At 48.2% G+C, this 18,951-nt stretch carries 15 protein-coding genes; 8 read left to right on the top strand and 7 right to left on the bottom strand.

What is annotated here, in order from left to right; all coding sequences use genetic code 11:
• Positions 1 to 107 precede the first annotated feature (107 nt).
• Positions 108 to 1,370 carry a multifunctional transcriptional regulator/nicotinamide-nucleotide adenylyltransferase/ribosylnicotinamide kinase NadR gene (gene nadR / locus ACL9RG_RS07845; protein ID WP_422792045.1) on the top strand — a complete coding sequence of 421 codons (1,263 nt, stop codon included), beginning with the start codon at positions 108 to 110 and terminating at the stop codon, positions 1,368 to 1,370.
• A gap of 782 nt (positions 1,371 to 2,152) precedes the next feature.
• Here the strand turns inward: nadR and ACL9RG_RS07840 are convergent.
• Both ACL9RG_RS07840 and ACL9RG_RS07835 read right to left on the bottom strand, forming a co-directional pair.
• Positions 2,153 to 2,458 carry a putative quinol monooxygenase gene (locus ACL9RG_RS07840; RefSeq protein WP_422792044.1) on the bottom strand — a complete coding sequence of 102 codons (306 nt, stop codon included), beginning with the start codon at positions 2,456 to 2,458 and terminating at the stop codon, positions 2,153 to 2,155.
• 135 nt (positions 2,459 to 2,593) lie between these two features.
• Positions 2,594 to 3,187, bottom strand: coding sequence for an NAD(P)H-dependent oxidoreductase (locus ACL9RG_RS07835; RefSeq protein WP_422792043.1), 594 nt, complete (start codon positions 3,185 to 3,187; stop codon positions 2,594 to 2,596).
• Positions 3,188 to 3,607: 420 nt separating this feature from the next.
• Here ACL9RG_RS07835 and parC point away from each other — a divergent pair, with 420 nt between their 5' ends.
• From parC to ftsP, 3 genes are all read left to right on the top strand, one after another.
• Positions 3,608 to 5,881: a DNA topoisomerase IV subunit A gene (gene parC / locus ACL9RG_RS07830; RefSeq protein ID WP_422792042.1), complete on the top strand. Its 2,274-nt coding sequence runs from the start codon at positions 3,608 to 3,610 to the stop codon at positions 5,879 to 5,881.
• A gap of 226 nt (positions 5,882 to 6,107) precedes the next feature.
• A complete protein-coding gene (locus ACL9RG_RS07825) occupies positions 6,108 to 6,851 on the top strand; it encodes a 1-acylglycerol-3-phosphate O-acyltransferase (RefSeq protein ID WP_422792041.1) in 744 nt (247 codons plus the stop codon).
• Positions 6,852 to 7,015: 164 nt separating this feature from the next.
• The gene (gene ftsP, locus ACL9RG_RS07820; RefSeq protein WP_422792040.1) at positions 7,016 to 8,458 is read left to right on the top strand and encodes a cell division protein FtsP; all 1,443 of its coding nucleotides are present in this window, start codon (positions 7,016 to 7,018) and stop codon (positions 8,456 to 8,458) included.
• Between the two features lie 82 nt (positions 8,459 to 8,540).
• On the opposite strand, the gene dkgA is transcribed toward ftsP, so the two are convergent.
• Entirely contained in the window at positions 8,541 to 9,371 is an 831-nt protein-coding gene (gene dkgA, locus ACL9RG_RS07815; RefSeq protein WP_422792039.1) for a 2,5-didehydrogluconate reductase DkgA, read from the bottom strand.
• 354 nt (positions 9,372 to 9,725) lie between these two features.
• On the opposite strand from dkgA, the gene ACL9RG_RS07810 reads away from it, so the two are divergent.
• Complete coding sequence (locus ACL9RG_RS07810; RefSeq protein WP_422792038.1) at positions 9,726 to 10,652, top strand: AraC family transcriptional regulator; 927 nt, start codon at positions 9,726 to 9,728, stop codon at positions 10,650 to 10,652.
• A gap of 121 nt (positions 10,653 to 10,773) precedes the next feature.
• On the opposite strand, the gene ACL9RG_RS07805 is transcribed toward ACL9RG_RS07810, so the two are convergent.
• The gene (locus tag ACL9RG_RS07805) at positions 10,774 to 11,433 is read right to left on the bottom strand and encodes a DedA family protein (protein ID WP_422792037.1); all 660 of its coding nucleotides are present in this window, start codon (positions 11,431 to 11,433) and stop codon (positions 10,774 to 10,776) included.
• A gap of 314 nt (positions 11,434 to 11,747) precedes the next feature.
• On the bottom strand, positions 11,748 to 12,935 hold the full coding sequence (gene metC, locus ACL9RG_RS07800; protein ID WP_422792036.1) for a cystathionine beta-lyase: 1,188 nt from the start codon (positions 12,933 to 12,935) through the stop codon (positions 11,748 to 11,750).
• A gap of 376 nt (positions 12,936 to 13,311) precedes the next feature.
• Between metC and exbB the strand changes: the two genes are divergently transcribed.
• The 3 genes from exbB (at position 13,312) to ACL9RG_RS07785 (ending at position 15,402) form a co-directional block, all read left to right on the top strand.
• A complete protein-coding gene (gene exbB, locus ACL9RG_RS07795) occupies positions 13,312 to 14,325 on the top strand; it encodes a tonB-system energizer ExbB (protein ID WP_422792035.1) in 1,014 nt (337 codons plus the stop codon).
• Between the two features lie 4 nt (positions 14,326 to 14,329).
• Entirely contained in the window at positions 14,330 to 14,761 is a 432-nt protein-coding gene (gene exbD / locus ACL9RG_RS07790) for a TonB system transport protein ExbD (RefSeq protein ID WP_422792034.1), read from the top strand.
• Positions 14,762 to 14,922: 161 nt separating this feature from the next.
• The gene (locus tag ACL9RG_RS07785) at positions 14,923 to 15,402 is read left to right on the top strand and encodes a cold-shock protein (RefSeq protein ID WP_422792033.1); all 480 of its coding nucleotides are present in this window, start codon (positions 14,923 to 14,925) and stop codon (positions 15,400 to 15,402) included.
• Between the two features lie 51 nt (positions 15,403 to 15,453).
• On the opposite strand, the gene ACL9RG_RS07780 is transcribed toward ACL9RG_RS07785, so the two are convergent.
• Both ACL9RG_RS07780 and ACL9RG_RS07775 read right to left on the bottom strand, forming a co-directional pair.
• Positions 15,454 to 16,434, bottom strand: coding sequence for a Csu type fimbrial protein (locus tag ACL9RG_RS07780; RefSeq protein ID WP_422792032.1), 981 nt, complete (start codon positions 16,432 to 16,434; stop codon positions 15,454 to 15,456).
• Complete coding sequence (locus tag ACL9RG_RS07775) at positions 16,431 to 18,941, bottom strand: fimbria/pilus outer membrane usher protein (RefSeq protein ID WP_422792031.1); 2,511 nt, start codon at positions 18,939 to 18,941, stop codon at positions 16,431 to 16,433. Before ACL9RG_RS07775 ends, ACL9RG_RS07780 begins: the two co-directional genes overlap by 4 nt.
• Between the last annotated feature and the right edge of the window lie 10 nt (positions 18,942 to 18,951).

The following is an 18,951-nucleotide window of genomic DNA, read 5'->3' as shown; positions in this document are numbered from 1 at the left end:
ATAGACATTTCCTGCGTGAACTTTTTACGCAAAATACGCGTTTTACGCTAAAAAGATTTTTAAAGCTGTGTTACTTTCGTTTAGTACACTAAACGAGAGGGTCAGGTATGCCACAGTTTGACTATTTAAAAACGGCGATAAAAAAGCAGGGATGTACCTTACAGCAGGTTGCTGATGCCAGTGGCATGACCAAGGGCTATCTTAGCCAGTTGCTAAATGCCAAGATTAAAAGCCCCAGCGCACAGAAGCTGGAAGCATTGCATCGTTTCCTCGATTTAGAATTTCCACGTCAAAAGAAAAACATTGGCGTGATATTCGGAAAGTTTTATCCACTGCACACCGGACATATTTATCTGATCCAGCGCGCCTGTAGCCAGGTGGATGAACTGCACATTATCCTTGGCTATGACGAGCCACGCGATCGTGAGCTGTTTGAAAACAGCTCCATGTCACAACAACCTACGCTCAGCGACCGTTTGCGCTGGCTGCTACAAACCTTCAAGTATCAAAAAAATATCCACATCCATGCTTTCAATGAAGAAGGGATGGAGCCTTATCCGCACGGCTGGGACGTGTGGAGTAAAGGCATTACTGATTTTATGAATCAAAAGGATATTTACCCTAATACCATTTATTCCGGCGAAGAGGCCGATGCGCCGCAATATCGTCGTCATTTAGGTATTGAAACCGTCTTGATTGACCCGCACCGCTCATTTATGAACATCAGTGGTAAGCTCATTCGTCAGGATCCGTTCCGTTATTGGGAATATATCCCGACCGAGGTGAAGCCATTCTTCGTGCGAACGGTGGCGATCCTCGGGGGGGAATCGAGTGGCAAGTCAACGCTGGTCAACAAGTTGGCGAACATCTTCAACACCACCAGTGCGTGGGAATACGGCCGTGATTACGTTTTCTCTCACCTCGGCGGCGATGAAATGGCGCTACAGTATTCCGATTACGATAAAATCGCGCTGGGTCAGGCTCAATATATTGATTTTGCAGTAAAATATGCCAATAAAGTGGCCTTCATCGATACCGATTTTTTAACCACCCAGGCATTTTGCAAAAAGTACGAAGGACGTGAGCATCCCTTTGTACAGGCGCTGGTGGATGAATACCGTTTCGATTTAGTGATCCTGTTAGAGAACAACACGCCTTGGGTCGCCGACGGTCTGCGTAGTCTGGGCAGTACCAGCGATCGCAGTTCGTTCCAGCATCTGTTGATCGAGATGCTCAACCAAAACAATGTTGATTTTGTACACGTGACATCTGCAGATTACGATCAGCGATTCCTCGACTGTGTCGAGTTAGTACAGAAGATGTTGGGCATGATCGTGCCCGAAGCGATTTCTTCTAGCCAGAATGGCTAAAGCGGGGGCCGCGCTTTAAGGCGGCTTTTTAAAGCCAGGATCGGGCTTTAAGGCGATTTTTAAAGCCAGGATCAGGCTTTAAGGTGATTTTTAAAGCCAGGATCAGGCTTTAAGGCGATTTTAAAAACCGCTAAAAATGAAATGGTGTAAATTTCGGTTCTTCAAATGTGGTGTTTAATTTTGCTCCATTGACCGAACCGACCGAAGGGGAAAAGTGGGCTTTCCCCTTCGGGATCCCCAGCCCTTTCAATACATTAACATCCGATCCAGTGGAGGCCATGTTTCAGCAGCCTCTGTGATAGCGCAAATTTCATCCCATCCGGGATGCCCAACTGCGGGATTCGAGCCAATGATAAAGCTATTGTCTCTCACCTCTTGCTGGTGAAATTTTGAGTGCGCTTAGCGGCTTTTAAAGCAACGGCTAAGGCAGTTTATCTTTTGAATTTAAAAAGGTTGGTGGCGCACTCAAAATTTCACTGACGAGTGATGGAGAGACAGCGAAGCAGGCTCGAATCCGAGGAAGGGATGGCGGAGCCATGAAATTTGCGCCTATCGCAGTGGCATCTGAAACATAGCTGCCACTAGATGCCGAGTTGAAGTAGCAAAAAGCGCGGGAAGCCAGAAGGGGCGGCGCTTACCGCTCCTTCGGTCGGTTTAGGCTGCGGAGTTATATTGAGAACCGCAGCTGATAAACCGAAATATTCACCGATTCTGGTCTTAAGAAATCTTGGTCAAGCTTGAATAAGTTTGAGGCGCTTTATAAAGCCGCCTAAAAGCTCGGCCTAGCTTTTATTCAACACACTAATAGTGACATTAACCACATCATCTTTGATGCGTTCACGATGGGCATTCATGTGCTCAATTTTCAGATGTGCTTCTAAGTGAGCGACACTTTCCCATTCTTCGAGCATAAAGATCGAGTCAGGGGCATCTTTACGCCAGGAAAGTTGGTCTTGCACGTCGGTGTAAGGTTCGTAGCGGTGGCAGCCGTCTTCTGCCAGTACGCTTGGCAGTAGTTGATGAATGCGTTCTAGAACGGCATCGCGGCGGCCGGGTTTAACGGTAATTTCAGCAATAACGGTGATCATAGAATCCTCTGCTTTAGATGGAAGTGCTACTTATAACGGATTAGCCCCAGCCTAGCGGATAATGAGATTGAGTTCACGAGTCGCGAAGGGGGCAATACCCGATTTAGCACTCTATGAACCCATCTTAATAAGTGATTAAACTTCTGCTTTACTGAAGACTTGATCCAAATGTGTGCGGTAGCGAGCGAAATCACTTTCTATATTTGGCTGTTTAATGACGTCGTTGCACATAAAGGTTGGCAGTGCGTCCATTCCTAAGAACTGGTTAGCTTTATGGAAAGGCAGATAAACGCCGTCAACGCCAACGCCGTGGAAGAATTGATCTTTATCTTCAAAGGCTTCAACCGGCGCATTCCAAGTGACGGACAGCATGTAATGTGTCCCTTGGATCAAACCACCAGAGCCGTATTTTTTGGAGGCGTCAGAGCGGCTGCGGCCATCGCTAGCATAAAGACGGCCATGACCTTCGGTGAAGATTTCATCGATGTATTTTTTCAGGATCCACGGCACATCCATCCACCAACCTGGCATTTGATAGATCACCGTATCAGCCCACAGATAACTTTGGATCTCGGTTTCGATGTCATAACCCTGATCGACATGGGTGACACGCACTTGGTGCCCGGCAGCGCGCAAATGCTCGTCGGCAAGCAAAGCCAGACTGGTATTTAACTCACCTTTTGAGTGCGCGAAGACTTTTCCCGCATTAACAATCAGTATGTTGCTCATATTTTTTTGCCTCGTTGATTAGCCATTGCCTGAGATTTTACCGATATGGCTGATGGACAAAAATGAGGCTGAGAGCACAAGACTATTGCTGCCAGAGCAATAAAGTCGTTGCTACAATAAAGTGCGGCTATTTGTTGGACTATGATGGGGGAAAGTACAGCATCTGTGACAGTTCTGCGTCAGATGATGTATTATCGCGGACATCAAAAGCTTCTCGGATAGCAAAACATTCGTGAGCATCAAGACATTCGCGTGCAGCAAGGCTATTTTCCGTATCAATGCCACCGCGGGTATCAAGTGTCGCGCTAGCGTTAACACCTGCGCGAACATCAAACTTTTGTTTGGCTGTGTCTTTCCGGCAAACAGAAGAAGCACATTATTTTCCAGAACGATAACGTACGGCTCTGAGGATAAAAATTAATGAGTGAAGTAACTCATGACGGTACAGAGCGTTTAGCACTGCACACGTTTACCGAGAACGCCTATCTGAACTATTCCATGTACGTCATCATGGACCGGGCGTTACCGTATATTGGTGATGGCCTAAAGCCGGTGCAGCGCCGCATTGTGTATGCGATGTCTGAACTGGGGCTGAACAATAGCGCCAAATTCAAGAAATCAGCACGTACCGTGGGTGACGTGTTGGGTAAATATCATCCTCATGGTGATAGCGCCTGTTATGAAGCGATGGTGCTCATGGCGCAGCCTTTCTCTTATCGCTATCCGTTGGTCGACGGGCAGGGTAACTGGGGGGCTCCGGATGATCCGAAATCCTTCGCGGCGATGCGTTATACCGAATCGCGGCTGTCAAAATATGCCGAAGTGCTGTTACGTGAGCTAGCACAAGGTACGGTAGATTGGGTACCAAACTTTGACGGCACCATGCAGGAGCCGAAAATGCTGCCTGCGCGCCTGCCGAACATTTTGCTTAATGGTACGACGGGGATCGCCGTGGGTATGGCGACGGATATTCCGCCGCACAACATTCGCGAAGTGGCCAACGCGGCCATCGCACTGTTGGAAAAGCCAGGCTCGACGCTAGAAGACTTGCTTGAGTATGTGCAAGGGCCAGATTTCCCAACTGAAGCGGAAATCATCACGCCAAATAACGAAATTCGTAAAATCTACGAATCGGGCAAAGGCTCGGTGCGTATGCGTGCGCTGTGGAAAAAAGAAGACGGTGAAGCGGTGATCACCGCGCTGCCGCACCAGGTGTCTGGTGCCAAGGTATTAGAGCAGATTGCCAGCCAGATGCGCGCTAAAAAGCTGCCGATGATCGAAGACTTGCGTGATGAGTCTGACCATGAAAACCCGACGCGTCTGGTGATCGTGCCGCGCTCTAACCGGATCGACTTAGATCAGGTGATGAATCACCTGTTTGCCACCACCGATCTGGAACGTAGTTACCGTATCAATATGAACATGATCGGTCTGGATAACCGCCCGCAGGTTAAAGGGCTGGTGGAGATCTTGACCGAATGGTTGGACTATCGTCGCGAGACTGTGCGCCGTCGTCTAAACTTCCGTTTGGACAAAGTGCTCAAGCGTCTACATATCCTTGAAGGTTTGTTAATTGCCTTCCTGAGTATCGACGAAGTGATCCACATTATCCGTAGCGAAGATGAGCCAAAACCAGTGCTGATGGCGCGCTTTGGGTTAACAGATACGCAGGCTGAAGCAATCCTCGAGTTGAAATTACGCCATTTGGCCAAACTCGAAGAGATGAAGATCCGCGGTGAGCAAGACGAGTTGGCGAAAGAGCGCGACCAATTACAGGCGCTGTTAGGTTCCGAGCGTAAACTCAGCACCTTGATTCGCAAAGAAATTCAGGCTGATGCAGAGGCTTATGGTGACGATCGTCGTTCTCCAATTGTAGAGCGCAGCGAAGCGAAGGCCATGAGTGAACATGACTTCATCCCTTCTGAGCCGGTCACTATCGTGCTCTCAGAAATGGGCTGGGTGCGTAGCGCCAAAGGTCATGATATTGACCCTGCCGGATTAAGCTATAAAGCCGGTGACAGCTTCCGTAGCGCCGCGCGCGGCAAGAGCAACCAGCCGGTAGTATTTATCGATTCTACCGGACGAAGCTACGCGCTAGACCCGACCTCGTTGCCTTCGGCGCGTGGTCAGGGCGAACCATTAACCGGTAAATTGACGCCGCCGCCTGGTGCCACTATTCAGCAAGTGTTGATGGCACCGGATGAGCAGAAACTATTGATGGCTTCCGATGCCGGTTACGGCTTCGTTTGTACCTTCAACGACTTGGTGGCACGAAATCGTGCGGGCAAGGCAATGATCACCTTGCCAGAAAATGCCAGCGCGTTAGCGCCAATCGCGCTATACGCCGAGGACGAGCTGCTGCTGTCTATCACTGCGGCAGGACGGATGCTGTTGTTCCCTGTGACCGATTTGCCACAGTTGTCGAAAGGCAAGGGCAACAAGATTATCTCTATTGCTGCGGCACAAATTGCATCGGGCGAAGATCGGTTGGCATGGCTGTTGGTGTTATCACCGCAATCATCAATCACATTGCACGTGGGCAAACGTAAGTTGACACTGCGACCGGAAGATCTGCAAAAATTCCGGGCTGAGCGTGGGCGTAAAGGCACTTCTTTGCCGCGTGGATTACAACGTATTGACCGGGTTGAAGTCGAGGGGCCGGCGCGCGGCCCAGCGGATGAAAGCGAGGTCTGATCCCGCGTATTATTTGAGAGCTAATCGGGTGGTGCGCCGTTCTGATTAGCTCGTCTGCCTTAAGTTTGTGGCTTAGTGCAAAGATTTTAAATTTGTATCAATAAATCCTGTTTTGACTAATAAAAACCATTGTGTAGCGCTGTCTGAGGCCCGAGAATAGCCCAGCAGTAAAGGAAAGAGACAGAACGAGGCGATAACGACCCGTCTGTATGCTTAAGAGGATGTTATGTTACTTATTTTGCGGTCTATTTACGTCATTTTGTTCTCGATTCTGGTCAGTGTTTTCGGTTGTATTTACTGCTTGTTCAGCCCAAGAAATCCTAAACATGTGGCAACGTTTGGCCACTTATTTGGTAGGTTAGCGCCTATTTTTGGCCTGAAAGTTGAGAAGCGTATTCCTGCGGAAGCGCAAAATTACGGTAATTGCATTTATATCGCTAACCACCAGAATAATTACGATATGGTGACGGTATCGAATGCTGTCATGCCAAGAACGGTGACCGTCGGTAAGAAAAGCTTGGTGTGGATCCCTTTCTTTGGCCAGCTTTATTGGCTGACCGGTAACTTGTTAATCGACCGTAATAACCGTGCAAAAGCGCATGGCACTATTGCTCAGGTCGTCGATCAGTTTAAGAAAAAAGATATTTCAATTTGGATGTTCCCAGAAGGTACGCGCAGCCGTGGCCGTGGTTTGATGCCGTTCAAAACCGGTGCGTTCCATGCTGCGATCGCCGCAGGCGTTCCGATTGTGCCAATTTGTGTATCGAATACCAACGGCAAGGTTGACCTGAACCGCCTGTCTAACGGATTGGTGATTGTTGAGATGTTGCCGCCGATAGATGCCTCAAAATATAGCAAAGATCGTCTGCGTGAATTGACCGAGCACTGCCACCAGTTGATGAAAGATAAAATCATTGAACTGGATGCTGAAGTTGCCAGTCGAGAAGCCGCGATGAAGTCTGCTAAATAACCAGACAGACTATGAATATTTCCGGTTGGGGTGGCCATGCTTTCTCTGACCGGAGAGCAATGATCTGTTTTCTGGTAACGATTACATTGTTCTTACTTTAGCCCAACGCCAATGATGGTAATGGGCGACTATCACCGCTTTGATCTTGTTTTCATGGAGATAATATGTCACTCAGTCGTCGCACATTTTTACAGGCATCCGGTCTGGCTATGGCCGCAGGCGCGTTGCCGCTGAGTGCACAGGCGCGCGGTGCGCAACCCACATTGCCCGTTCCTCCTTTGATTGAATCTCGGCGCGGTCAGCCACTTTTTCTGACCATGCAGCCCGCGCACTGGGCTTTTGCCGGTGGTGATTTTGTTGGTAATCGACCGGCCCCAGTTTGGGGCTTCAATGGGATGTATCTTGGCCCAACGGTGCGAGTTCATAGCGGTGATGACGTTAAACTGATTTATAGCAATCGGCTTTCTGAGTCGGTTTCTGTGACCGTCAGTGGACTACAGGTACCTGGTACGCTGGCAGGCGGTGCGCCACGTATGATCTCACCGGGCGTTGACTGGTCGCCGGTATTGCCGATTCGCCAGGCTGCTGCGACTTGTTGGTATCATGCCAATACTCCTAATCATATGGCTCCACATGTGTATAACGGATTGGCTGGCATGTGGCTGGTTGAAGACAGCGTCAGTAAGAGCTTGCCACTGCCTAACCATTACGGAGTGGATGATTTTCCAATCATTATCCAAGATAAGCGCTTGGATGGTTTTGGCGTGCCGCAATATGACACGCCATCCAGCGGCGGTTTCTTTGGCGATACTATGCTGGTTAATGGCGTACAGAGTCCGTTTGTACAGGTTTCTCGTGGCTGGGTACGTCTGCGTTTACTCAATGCTTCCAACGCACGCCGCTATGAACTGACGCTATCTGATAGTCGGGCATTCCACGTTGTCGCTTCAGATCTTGGCTTCTTGCCTTCACCTGTGACGGTACAGCGCTTGTCGCTGGCACCGGGCGAGAGACGGGAAGTTTTAATTGATATGTCTCAGGGCGACGAGGTTTCTATCTCTGCCGGTGAAGCGGCCAGTATCATGGATCGCTTACGTGGCTTATTTGAGCCTTCAAGCATCTTGGTTTCCACGTTGGTATTGACCTTGAAACCAACCGGATTGCTGCCATTGGTCACCGATAATCTGCCGATGCGCCTGTTAGCCGATCAAATTCTGACTGGCGATGTGGTGCGCACTCGCGATTTCCGTCTGGGTGATAGCCAGCCGGGAATTAATGGTGTGGTATGGAGCGCATCGCGTAACGACGTTCAGGCAATGCAAGGGACGTGGGAGCGTTGGACGATTCATGCCGACCTGCCACAGTCTTTCTATGTCCAGGGTGTCAGCTTCTTGGTGAAAAGCGTCAACGGCGCAGCGCCGTTGATTGAAGACGCTGGTTTCAAAGATACGGTGTGGGTAGATGGCGATGTCGAACTGCTGGTTTACTTCAATCAGCCTTCCTTCGAGCATTTCCCGTTTATTTATTGTAGCCAAACATTAGAGATGGCTGACCGTGGCTCAATGGGGCAAATGGTGGTTCAACCAGCCTCGGTTGCGCAATATTAACCATGAACTACATGCCGTTGATTACAGCGACGCTCCCTCGATAGTGAAGAAACTTTGCCCCCGCAGTCACGGGGGCATTGGCTTACAGATTCAATCCTTTTTCTGGATCTGGTCCTAAACGCTTACCTATATCCAACTTGGCAATGTCCGCCAGTTCTTCGCGTTGTAATTTAAAATCAAATACCTCGAAATTCTCTTTAATACGTTTTGGTGTCACGGATTTTGGGATCACGATCAAACCGCTATCTAAGTGCCAGCGAATCACAATTTGTGCCGCCGTTTTGCCATATTTTTCGGCGAGTTTAATGATAGTGGGTTGGTCGAATACACCTTCACCGCCTTGGGCTAATGGGCTCCACGATTCGGTAGCAATGTGATGTGTTGCATCCCAAGCGTGTAATTGTCGCTGTTGGAGCAGAGGGTGAAGTTCAACCTGATTCACCACCGGGAAGACTCCCGTCTCATCTTTAAGCTGTTGCAGGTGAGGAATATGGAAATTGCACACGCCAACGCTTTTCGCCAATCCTTGTTCTTTTAGCTTGAGCAACTGCTTCCAGGCTTCAACAAAGTTACCTTGTTGTGGCTCTGGCCAGTGGATGAGGTAGAGATCAACATAATCAAGTTGCAGCTTCTTAAGGCTGGTTTCTAGCGCTTTCTGTGCGTACAACTGATCGGTATTCCACAATTTTGTCGTGATAAACAGCTCTTCACGCGCAACGCTGGTTTCCGCTAACGCTTTACCAACACCATCTTCGTTTTTATAGATGGCGGCAGTATCGATATGACGATAGCCAAGATCTAGCGCAGTACCGACGGCACGTGTCGCTTCATCATCACTTACTTGCCAAACACCAAGGCCAAGCTGTGGCATGAGGTTACCATCGGACAGTTTAATAACGGATTGATTTGCCATTTTTTTCTCCAATGTTGGTAAGGGGGAGCATATTCAGGGCTCAGTGCTCCAAGTTTAGTTAAGAAAATAGTCTGTGACTAAGCTCGCTAATTATTTTTACGTTAACTATTTGTTTCGCGGGATATTGATGATGCACTGATAGTTGCAAAGAGGTGAAGCCTTAATAAAGCCTAGTCGTAAATGTTGATACTGTCGCTTTTTTTGCTAAAGAGTGGAATGTACTTTATCGGCTTATTAATGAAGAAATAATGCGAATTTTAGCTATAACCTTGCCTGTTTCTATAAGTTTGTATAGGAACAGGTATCATTATGACACAATGATTTTTACGTTTTTATGAGTATAGAAGAGACAGTATGGGAAAGGTGGAAGCACTCTGTGCACAGATGACGGCGCGAGTGGCGCAGCTAAGCGGTGATAAGTTGCATAGTAAAACGGCGCTACCTCAGGTACGGCTCGCTTATACTAATCATTATCATGAACGTCAGCCGGTGATCTATAACCCGAGCATCGTGATCTTATTTCAAGGTCGTAAAGTTGGCTATCTGGGTAGTAAGACCTTCTCTTATGATCCTGCCAATTATCTGATGCTCACCGTTCCCTTACCTTTTGAGTGTGAAACTTTCGCCAGTGAGCAAGAGCCCGTGGCGGGGATCTCAATTAGTATTGATACCATCATGCTACAAGATCTGTTGATGGACATGGGGGATGAAGGGTTTGTTCGTCAGCCCGATCACTCATCTGGCGTCACTTCTGGGTCTCTTGATGAGGATATTCTCTGTGCTGCCCAGAGGCTGCTTGATGTTATTGATAAGCCACTGCATGTCCGAATATTAGGGCCGAAGATCATTCGTGAGATCCTATTCTTAATTTTGGTTAGTGAAAACGGCGGGGCATTGCAAGCGTTGGTCAATCGCCATACGCATTTTGCTCAGATAGCCAAGTCTTTGCGGCGCATCGAAAATCACTATGCCGAAAGCCTCAGTGTTGAGCAATTAGCAAGCGATGCCAATATGAGCGTCTCAGCTTTTCACCATAATTTTAAAGCAGTAACCAGCATTTCACCGCTGCAATACTTGAAGAACTATCGTTTACACAAAGCGCGTATGCTGATGATTTATGAAGGCCACAATGCCAGCTCATCCGCACTGCAAGTTGGCTACGAAAGCGCCTCACAATTTAGCCGCGAATTTAAACGCTACTTCGGTGTCACACCAACAGATGATATCGCCAGGATGAGAGACGGAAATCTTTCTGGGATTCTTGAATCAAATCTTGAGTAAACTGGATCGAGTTTGGGGCGATTTCCTGACACCGGAAGGGGCAAGCCTGACCGGGCTTCAAAGGATTTCACCCTTCCGGTGCAAGGAAAGCGCACCAAGCTCGGTCAAGCTTGCCCTGTTTTTATGCTCGCCCGCACTTTTTTCGCAAAAACATAAAGATCGCGCCGGCAACCCCTGCGGTCAGCAGCAACACTGGCAAAATGATCAAACCGGCCATAACCTGATCTTCGTGGCGTTTTACGATCGGGATGTGGCTTAATGCAATGCCCAGCCCCATCATTAAGCCGATCCACAATATAGCGCTTAGCCAGTTAAAGAACTGAAAACGCATATTGCCCAGACCGGCTAACCCTGCGAATACGGGTAACACGGTACGCACAAACGCCAGAAAACGGCCGATAATTAACGCCATTAAACCGTGGCGGTTAAACAAGTGATCTGCACGCTGGTGGTATTGCTCGGGGAGATGTTCCAGCCAGCCTTTTACTAATTTGGTATGCCCAAGCCATCGACCTTGCAGGTAGCTCAGCCAGCAGCCTAAGCTGGCGGCGATGACCAAAATAATAAAGGTCGGAAGCAGGTTCATCACCCCTTTGGCAACCAATGCGCCAGTGAGCAGCAGTAAGCTGTCACCCGGTAGAAATGCGGCGGGTAATAAGCCATTTTCTAAAAATAGCGTGGCGAACAGTACCGCGTAAATTACCCATAATAAATTTGGATCGGCGAGAGCGTTAAAATCATGCTGCCAAAGCGCATGAAGAATTTGATTCAGTACTTCCATTGTCTATCCTGCGTTACGTACTTTGCCGTAAAATCATTATCTCGCCATAGTAAATCTCACGCTTGATCCTTACGTTGATCTCAATGCAGTCAACATTGAATAAAGCGTGTTAAAGCGACAGAGTGACAATATCAATGCCTATACCCGCCATATTTGAAGTGGCTTCTGTGTTAGCTGCGCTTACTTACCGCCTTGAGGCAACTTCAATTATTTGGGGTATAGATATTATGCGGATTAACCGCCTGAGATCCTATCTGTGACAATAGGATCTGCGTGGTATCTCGCAATCATTTACCGAGCGCACGTCGTTTATTTTACGCAATACGTGCAAAGGCTGCTTCTAAATCAGCGATCAAATCGTCACAGTCTTCGAGTCCAATGTGTAATCTAACCAAAGTTCCTGTGAAATCAATGGTTTCAGCCGGGCGAATAGCCTGAAGTTCTTCCGGTTGGTTAGCAAGCACCAACGACTCAAACCCACCCCATGAATACGCCATACTGAAATGTTCAAAATGGTCGAGGTATTGAGCCAACTGTTCACGGCTTAAGCGTTGTTTCAGGACAAAAGAAAAGAGCCCACAGCTACCGCTAAAATCGCGTTTAAAGAATTCATGGCCTTTGCTTCCAGGCAGCGCCGGATGGTTGACGACGGCCACTTCAGGTCGTTCTGCGAGCCATTTGGCCACGCGGATACCGTTAATTTCATGCTGTTTTAAGCGTACGGCTAAGGTACGCAGGCCGCGGCTGGCAACATAAGCAGTATCGGCATCGACCATTTGTCCCATCAGGTATGAATGCTCGCGTAATTGCTCCCAGCAGCGTTCATTCGCGACCGCAGTACCAATCATCGCATCAGAGTGACCGATAATATATTTAGTCGCGGCTTGAATAGAAATATCGATATCAAAATCCAGCGCCTTAAACAAAATACCCGCCGCCCAAGTGTTATCGATCATGATAACAACCTCAGGTGATATTGCGCGTACCGCTTTAACGATGGCCGGGATATCCGGGACTTCCATAGTGATTGAGCCTGGAGACTCGAGGAAGACAACTTTGGTTTCTGGGCGCATTAGCGAGGCAATATCTGCACCGATTGAAGCGGGGTAGTAGGTGGTACTTACGCCCAGTTTCACCAGCACTTTTTCACAGAAATCCTGTGTAGGTTCATAGCTAGAGCCGGCAACTAAAATATGATCGCCAGAAGAGACGAAAGAGAGGATAGCATTACTGACCGCTGCCGCTCCGCAGGGATAAAGTACGCATCCTGCACCGCCTTCAAGTTCAACCATCGCCTTTTGAAAGGAGAAGTGTGTCAGCGTGCCGCGGCGGCCATAAAATAATTCACCTTTCGCACGATTAATGGTGGCGTGTTTCTTGGCAGCAACGCTTTCAAATGTTAGTGATGAAGCACGTTGGATCACCGAGTTAACCGAACCCAATGTATATTTTTTATCTCTACCGGCGCTCACCAGTACAGTTTCAATCTTCTTGGATGACATAAACCCTTTTACCTTTATTTATCTGCGTAAAGCGCACCATTGTTTAACCTTACTATGCCAAGGCTAAACTTGCATGATGAAGGTCTGGCGGCATTATTTATTTTCACTCACGTTAACATGCGGTTGATATGAGCGGCAGGGGTTGCCTACGTACTTGAGAATTTTTCAGTATTACAGTGTTTTCGTTTAAGAAACTCCGCAGCCTTGGCAAATACTGCTGGTACATCAAGGCACTTAGCTTATCGTGGCGGATAATGTAAATAATAATGAGAACCACTATCAATTCGGATGCTATCTTTGCTATTATTTGCCGCTATTAATATTTTAATTTCCTGATTATGGCTGGAGGCGATGCGTGGAAACGGATCGCAAAAAGATGAAAAAAACAGTGTCATTGTTAGCCGACGTCACTCCGACGATGCGCAATCGTCAATCTGCTGCTGTTCGTCTCGGCGGTAAGTTGGCTTCATTTGTACTGGTCGCGGGATTAAGCACCAGCGTATGGGCTGCGCCTTCTTCTCCAGCAGCCAATGCTCTAACAACGCCAACTGCTGCTACTGCATCGGCCCCTGCATCTACTGAGAATGTAGCATCTGCCGCTAATCAATCTGAGCCAGTAAGCGCATTACCGCAATCAACCGAGGCAAGCAGCGCACTGCCTGTCATCCCTAAAGACCTGTCCGTGCTTGGCATGTACCACAATGCCGATGTTGTCGTAAAAACGGTAATGATTGGTCTGCTATTGGCATCGGTAGTGACGTGGGCGATGCTGTTTAGTAAAGGTTCCGAGGTCTTTGCCGCCAGACGCCGTCTGCGCCGTGAACTAAGCGCTTTAGCACCGGTACGAACGCTCAATGAAGCGGCCGAACAAATTGATAGTTTTAGCGCGGGTAGCATTAGTGCACAAATGGTACGTGATGCGCAAAACGAGCTTGAGCTCTCCGCTGGTTCAACGGACAACAATGGCATTAAAGAACGTACCAGTTTCCGTCTTGAGCGCCGTGTCAGTGCGGCGGGGCGCTATATGGGACGTGGCAACGGCATTCTGGCGACTATCGGGGCAATTTCTCCGTTCGTTGGTCTGTTCGGTACCGTGTGGGGCATCATGAATAGCTTTATCGGCATTGCGCAAACTCAAACCACTAACCTGGCCGTTGTGGCACCGGGTATCGCCGAAGCGCTGCTGGCTACTGCTGTTGGTTTGGTTGCAGCAATTCCAGCGGTTGTTATCTACAACATCTTTGCGCGTACCATTACTTCTTATCGTCACCAAGTGGGAGATGTGGCTGCACAAATCTTACTGTTACAGGGGCGCGATCTCGACCTGGCTTCCAGCGATGCTGACTCTGCGCCGCGTGCTCAGGCCGGTCATCAGCTGCGCGTAGGGTAATATCATGGCAATACGTTTGAATGATGATGTCGATGAAAGCGGCGAAATGCATGATATTAACGTCACGCCTTTTATCGACGTTATGCTGGTATTGCTGATTATCTTTATGGTGGCCGCGCCGTTGGCAACCGTTGATGTGCGCGTTAATCTTCCGGCCTCAACCGCCAAGTCGCAACCGCGCCCGGATAAACCTCTCTATATATCAGTGAAAGCCGATAAGCAGCTGTTCTTAGGCAATGATCCAGTGAACAGTGGCAATCTGTCCGCCATGCTTGATGAGCATACTCATGGTAATAAAGATACGGTGATATTCTTCCGCGCGGATAAAACCGTGGATTACGAAACGTTGATGAATGTGATGGATTCGCTGCGTAAAGCGGGTTATCTGAAAGTAGGATTAGTCGGTTCTGAGCAGACTGGCGCTGCGGCTCAATAGTCCTACTCCCATCGTGATGAAGAACAAACCCGGCAAATATCGCCGGGTTTTTTTATGTCCGAAACGAGGTATCGGTAAGACGGGAGTTAACGTAAACTATGGCTTATCACTGTTTTGCGTTAAAACAGGCTTTTTTGAATGAATATGGGCGGTAAAGATCGATGAACGGCGTAATCACAACTTGGTTTGAAGATAAAGGTTTTGGCTTTATCAAAGATGAGAACGGTGATAACCGTTATTTCCACGTGATTAAAGTCGCTAACCCGGAGCTTATTAAAAAAGATGCCGTGGTGACCTTTGAACCTACCACCAATAACAAAGGGCTGTCTGCCTTCGCGGTAAAAGTCGTACCAGAGAGCAAGCATATTCATATTGCAGGTGAGCGTATTAAAATCACCAGCATTAAGTCCTTCTTAGCTTTTAGTGAAGAAGTTCCTGCTGATAGCAAAATTGATAAAGAGAATGCGGTTTTATCCGTTGGTCTGTTGATGAATCGTATTCGTCCGAAGGAAGAAAGCGCTCAGGCTAAAACGCGCACTCTCAAAAAACTGCTGATCACCACCTTCCAAAACAGCACCTATACCTTCTCAGAAGATGAAATCGATATCGACGAGACGATAAAAATCCTCAAAGCGTTGTAATGTCTTTAGTACCGGTGTCCAAGCATGGACACCGGTATCACCATTTCCCCATCAATACGTCACTGTTACAACCACGGTATCCGAGTAAGTCCCTGATGGAACGTTAGGCTGATTAGGGTTTACCGTCGCGGTGTAGTTGATATTTTGTGACAAGCCAGTACCGATAGACGGGTAATTCGCTGTTGGTGTCCATACGGTGGTATCTGCTTTTAATATCTGATATTGCAGACTATTCGTCGTGCCATTGACGGTCGATAGCATTTGCCTATATTGACCGGTGATTGGGTTATTACTGGTGAGATTAATGCTGTAAGTTGCGCCTAATGTGCAGCGAACGCTGAGTGAGTTGCCCGTCACGGGGGCGAAACCGGAAGGGAAGGCTGCGGTACCGAATTGAACATCAGGCGCATTATCGATAAAGCAGTAATTGCTCACTATCATTGTCACATTGATAAAGGTCGAACTAGTGCCATCGTCATAGACGCATAATCCTAAAACACCCAACGCGCAAAGGTGCCAGGCCCAGTTGATATTAATGGTATCGGTATAGACTCCAGCTTTGACATTCGCACCAGGTATGGTTTGCAAATAGAGTGGCAGCGTGCCGTTACTGGTGAACAGGCCAAGCAGTCCAAGAAGCGTAGTACTACTCCAGACAGTGGATGAGCCGACATTTACTGATTCGCCGCAGGCGCTATCTTTGCAAATCAAGTAAGGAATCGTCTGGTTGTTAGCCGCATTGAATAGCTCTGCTGTCGTACCATTGGCATTGGTCGTTGAAGCAATTGTCGCGGTGACGGTATTCGTACTGAGTAGGGTTAAGAGTCCCCCGGTACAGGCAAATCCGCTGGTTGCGGTGACTTTTTGGGGCACGGTTGCCACGTTAAAAGAGGTAACTGTGCCCAAATTACCCGCACCAGATGTACTGGTACAGGCGGCTAACGCATTATTGATGCCAGCGAATAACAGCAACAAAGTTGTGCACCATCGCAGCAAGCTCCGGTAGCTGAGCAGTGACTTGTCGTCGATCATTTCTTCTCTCCTGATGTGCTGCCTGGTCGGCAAACCAGCGGGCCAACTTGTTCGATGCTGTGGTAATTAACATTTAGATCAAAGCTGATGCGGCACTGCGATTTATCCGCTTGGCTGATACTTAAGGTGTTATGTGACTGCAGATTAGTGAAGAACACTAAACCACCGTAGCCCACGACTGAGGTTTGTAGAGTGTTTTGCTCAGTGACGAGCGTGCCGACTGGCAGAGGCTGCCCCGTGCTGTCATGCAGCGTGATATTAGCCGAAAGCACTCTTTTGACTGGGAAATGTACAATTGCCCCAGTGCCCTGACGTACAGAGATACGTTGAGAGACTTGATCTGCCATCACATCGGCTGGCAGAGGCAGGGTGTCAATCTCAACTTTTGCCGGGTAATAGGAGCTGACGTTCGGGAGTAACAGATGGCCTTTTTTATCAGTTTTGCCGATCTTCTGATTCTCATACAGCACAGAAACACCCGCGTAATTGTCTGTATCCACGACCATAAAGGCGTCATTGATCTTATCGGCCAGGAAGAAATCATTGGCAATAAAGACCACAGAACCACTCAGCTCTGCCCAATTAGCGTATTCACCGGTTTTTCCATAAACACCACCCTGTAATGTGGCATAACGTGTTTTCCAGGTCGCGCTGGCTCGTTGGTATGGATCCTTACCGCCGGTGTAAGCGATATCCCATCCTAAACCACCATCGCTCGGCGTCGATTTATTGGCGCCGATCTGTTCTTGGTAATTGCCCGCATTATCACGCTGTACCCCGGCATTAATGCTGCTGCCAAAATCGAGCGGAATAATGAATTGCAATTGCGCGCTATAACCTCGGTCGCCGACAGTTTTATTGAGCGACAAGAACATACTGCTCTGACCCCACAGCCCACGGCTATAAGACAAATTGACCAGCCGAGTATGAGTTTCGTCTGAGGCCTCAATGTCATAGTAGCCAACACCCAAGGTTCCGCCGGACTTACCAAAAGGCGAGGTGCTGAAAGTCACCTGATCTGACTGGCGGCTCAGTGAGGTATTGCTCGTATAAGAGGTTAAATCTTGATAGCCGGGTGTGCGGCTTGACCGTAATGCTGACAAGCCGAACCATTGACCATAATAAGAATAACCCAGCGTATATTGCGTACCATTTTTTTTGTCAGAAGTATTACTCAGCGCAGATGCTGATGTGTTGGTAATGATCGTACCGTCAGGCAAAATATTTTGTACAAAAGGGATGTCATTAGCCACGGAGCTTTGTGGTGCACGATCGGCTCTACTTTGACTTCCTGACAAACTCAGCGTACCCCAGGTACCTACGGCAACATCGGCGCCCACACCGGCTAATTGCATGCCAGTAACGGCTTCTGCGTGCGTTGAAAGGGTAAGAGAGTTATTGACGCCATAGCGAAAAATACCGCTAAAGGCCGCATCCGAATAGTCGCTGCTGCTGCTGCCGTAGTTTTTACGCACGGCCCCCATCGACGCATCAAAATCACTTAATCCCTTGCGCAATAAGGTGTTGGAAACATAAAAGGGAATACTGGTAGAAACCTGGCGGCCTAATGCATCGGTAGTAACGACGGTCGCCTCACCCGCTCCGTTGATATAAGGCACGTTAGTCAGAGTAAAAGGCCCTGAATTCAGGTTATTACTGCTGGCTTTATTACCATTAAGGAAAAGATCTACCGTGCTAGGTACGGCCGCGGTGCCGCTGTATTCCAGCAGGGGATAAGTGATCAAATCCGGACGAACGGCGAAGTTTCGACTGATGCGTAATCCTCCCATGCGGGCAGAATTACTCCAGGTCAGAGAGTTACTAACAAAGTCACCTATTTGATAACTAATGAGATTCCTTTCATCGCTGTAGCGATAATAGGTATCGTATCGAACGTAACCTTTCTGTACGCCGCTATTATCATTATTGCCGGAGGTATAACGCCAGGTTCCTGTGTTAGACAAAATTCCCGCATCACTAAATAGACGCTGCTCCATCCATGTCGTCACCGATGTTGCACCATGATAAGGATCAGAATAGTAGGAGTCATAGTTAAACAGTAACCCGGTACTGCTTCGCGCCTGGGTATAATCCAGCGAATTATTATCATGTATATTTTGTTTAGGCAGCCAGTCGTCAGGGACTTGCAACAACAACTGTTGCGCGGCTGAGTCATACTTTACCGTCACATTTGGTAGCGCATTGACATTAACCAGCCCGTCTTGCTGTCCGTTCAGATGAACATGATTTTTAGCTAAGATCCCGGCTTCAACAAAATAAGCATTATTGCGAAACTGTACCTGTACGACCTGATTATTGTTCTGGCCGTTAACCACTAAAATTAGATAATAAGTGGCATCGCTAATTACCGGGGCCGCACGCGGCGCATCGGGTAATGAAGAATATTCCTGTGCCTGTGCTGAAAACGTATAAAGGCTGCTGGCACAGAGTAATGACAAACTTCCTGAACTGACAATTCGGTTCAGTGTAAAGCGGCTTATTGGCATAGTAGCGGCT

It is taken from the genome of Rouxiella sp. Mn2063 (assembly GCF_049319665.1).
GTDB lineage: Bacteria > Pseudomonadota > Gammaproteobacteria > Enterobacterales > Enterobacteriaceae > JBMOUD01.
The sequence above is the reverse complement of the archived record's forward strand: the minus strand, read 5'-3'. Positions and strand labels throughout refer to the sequence as shown.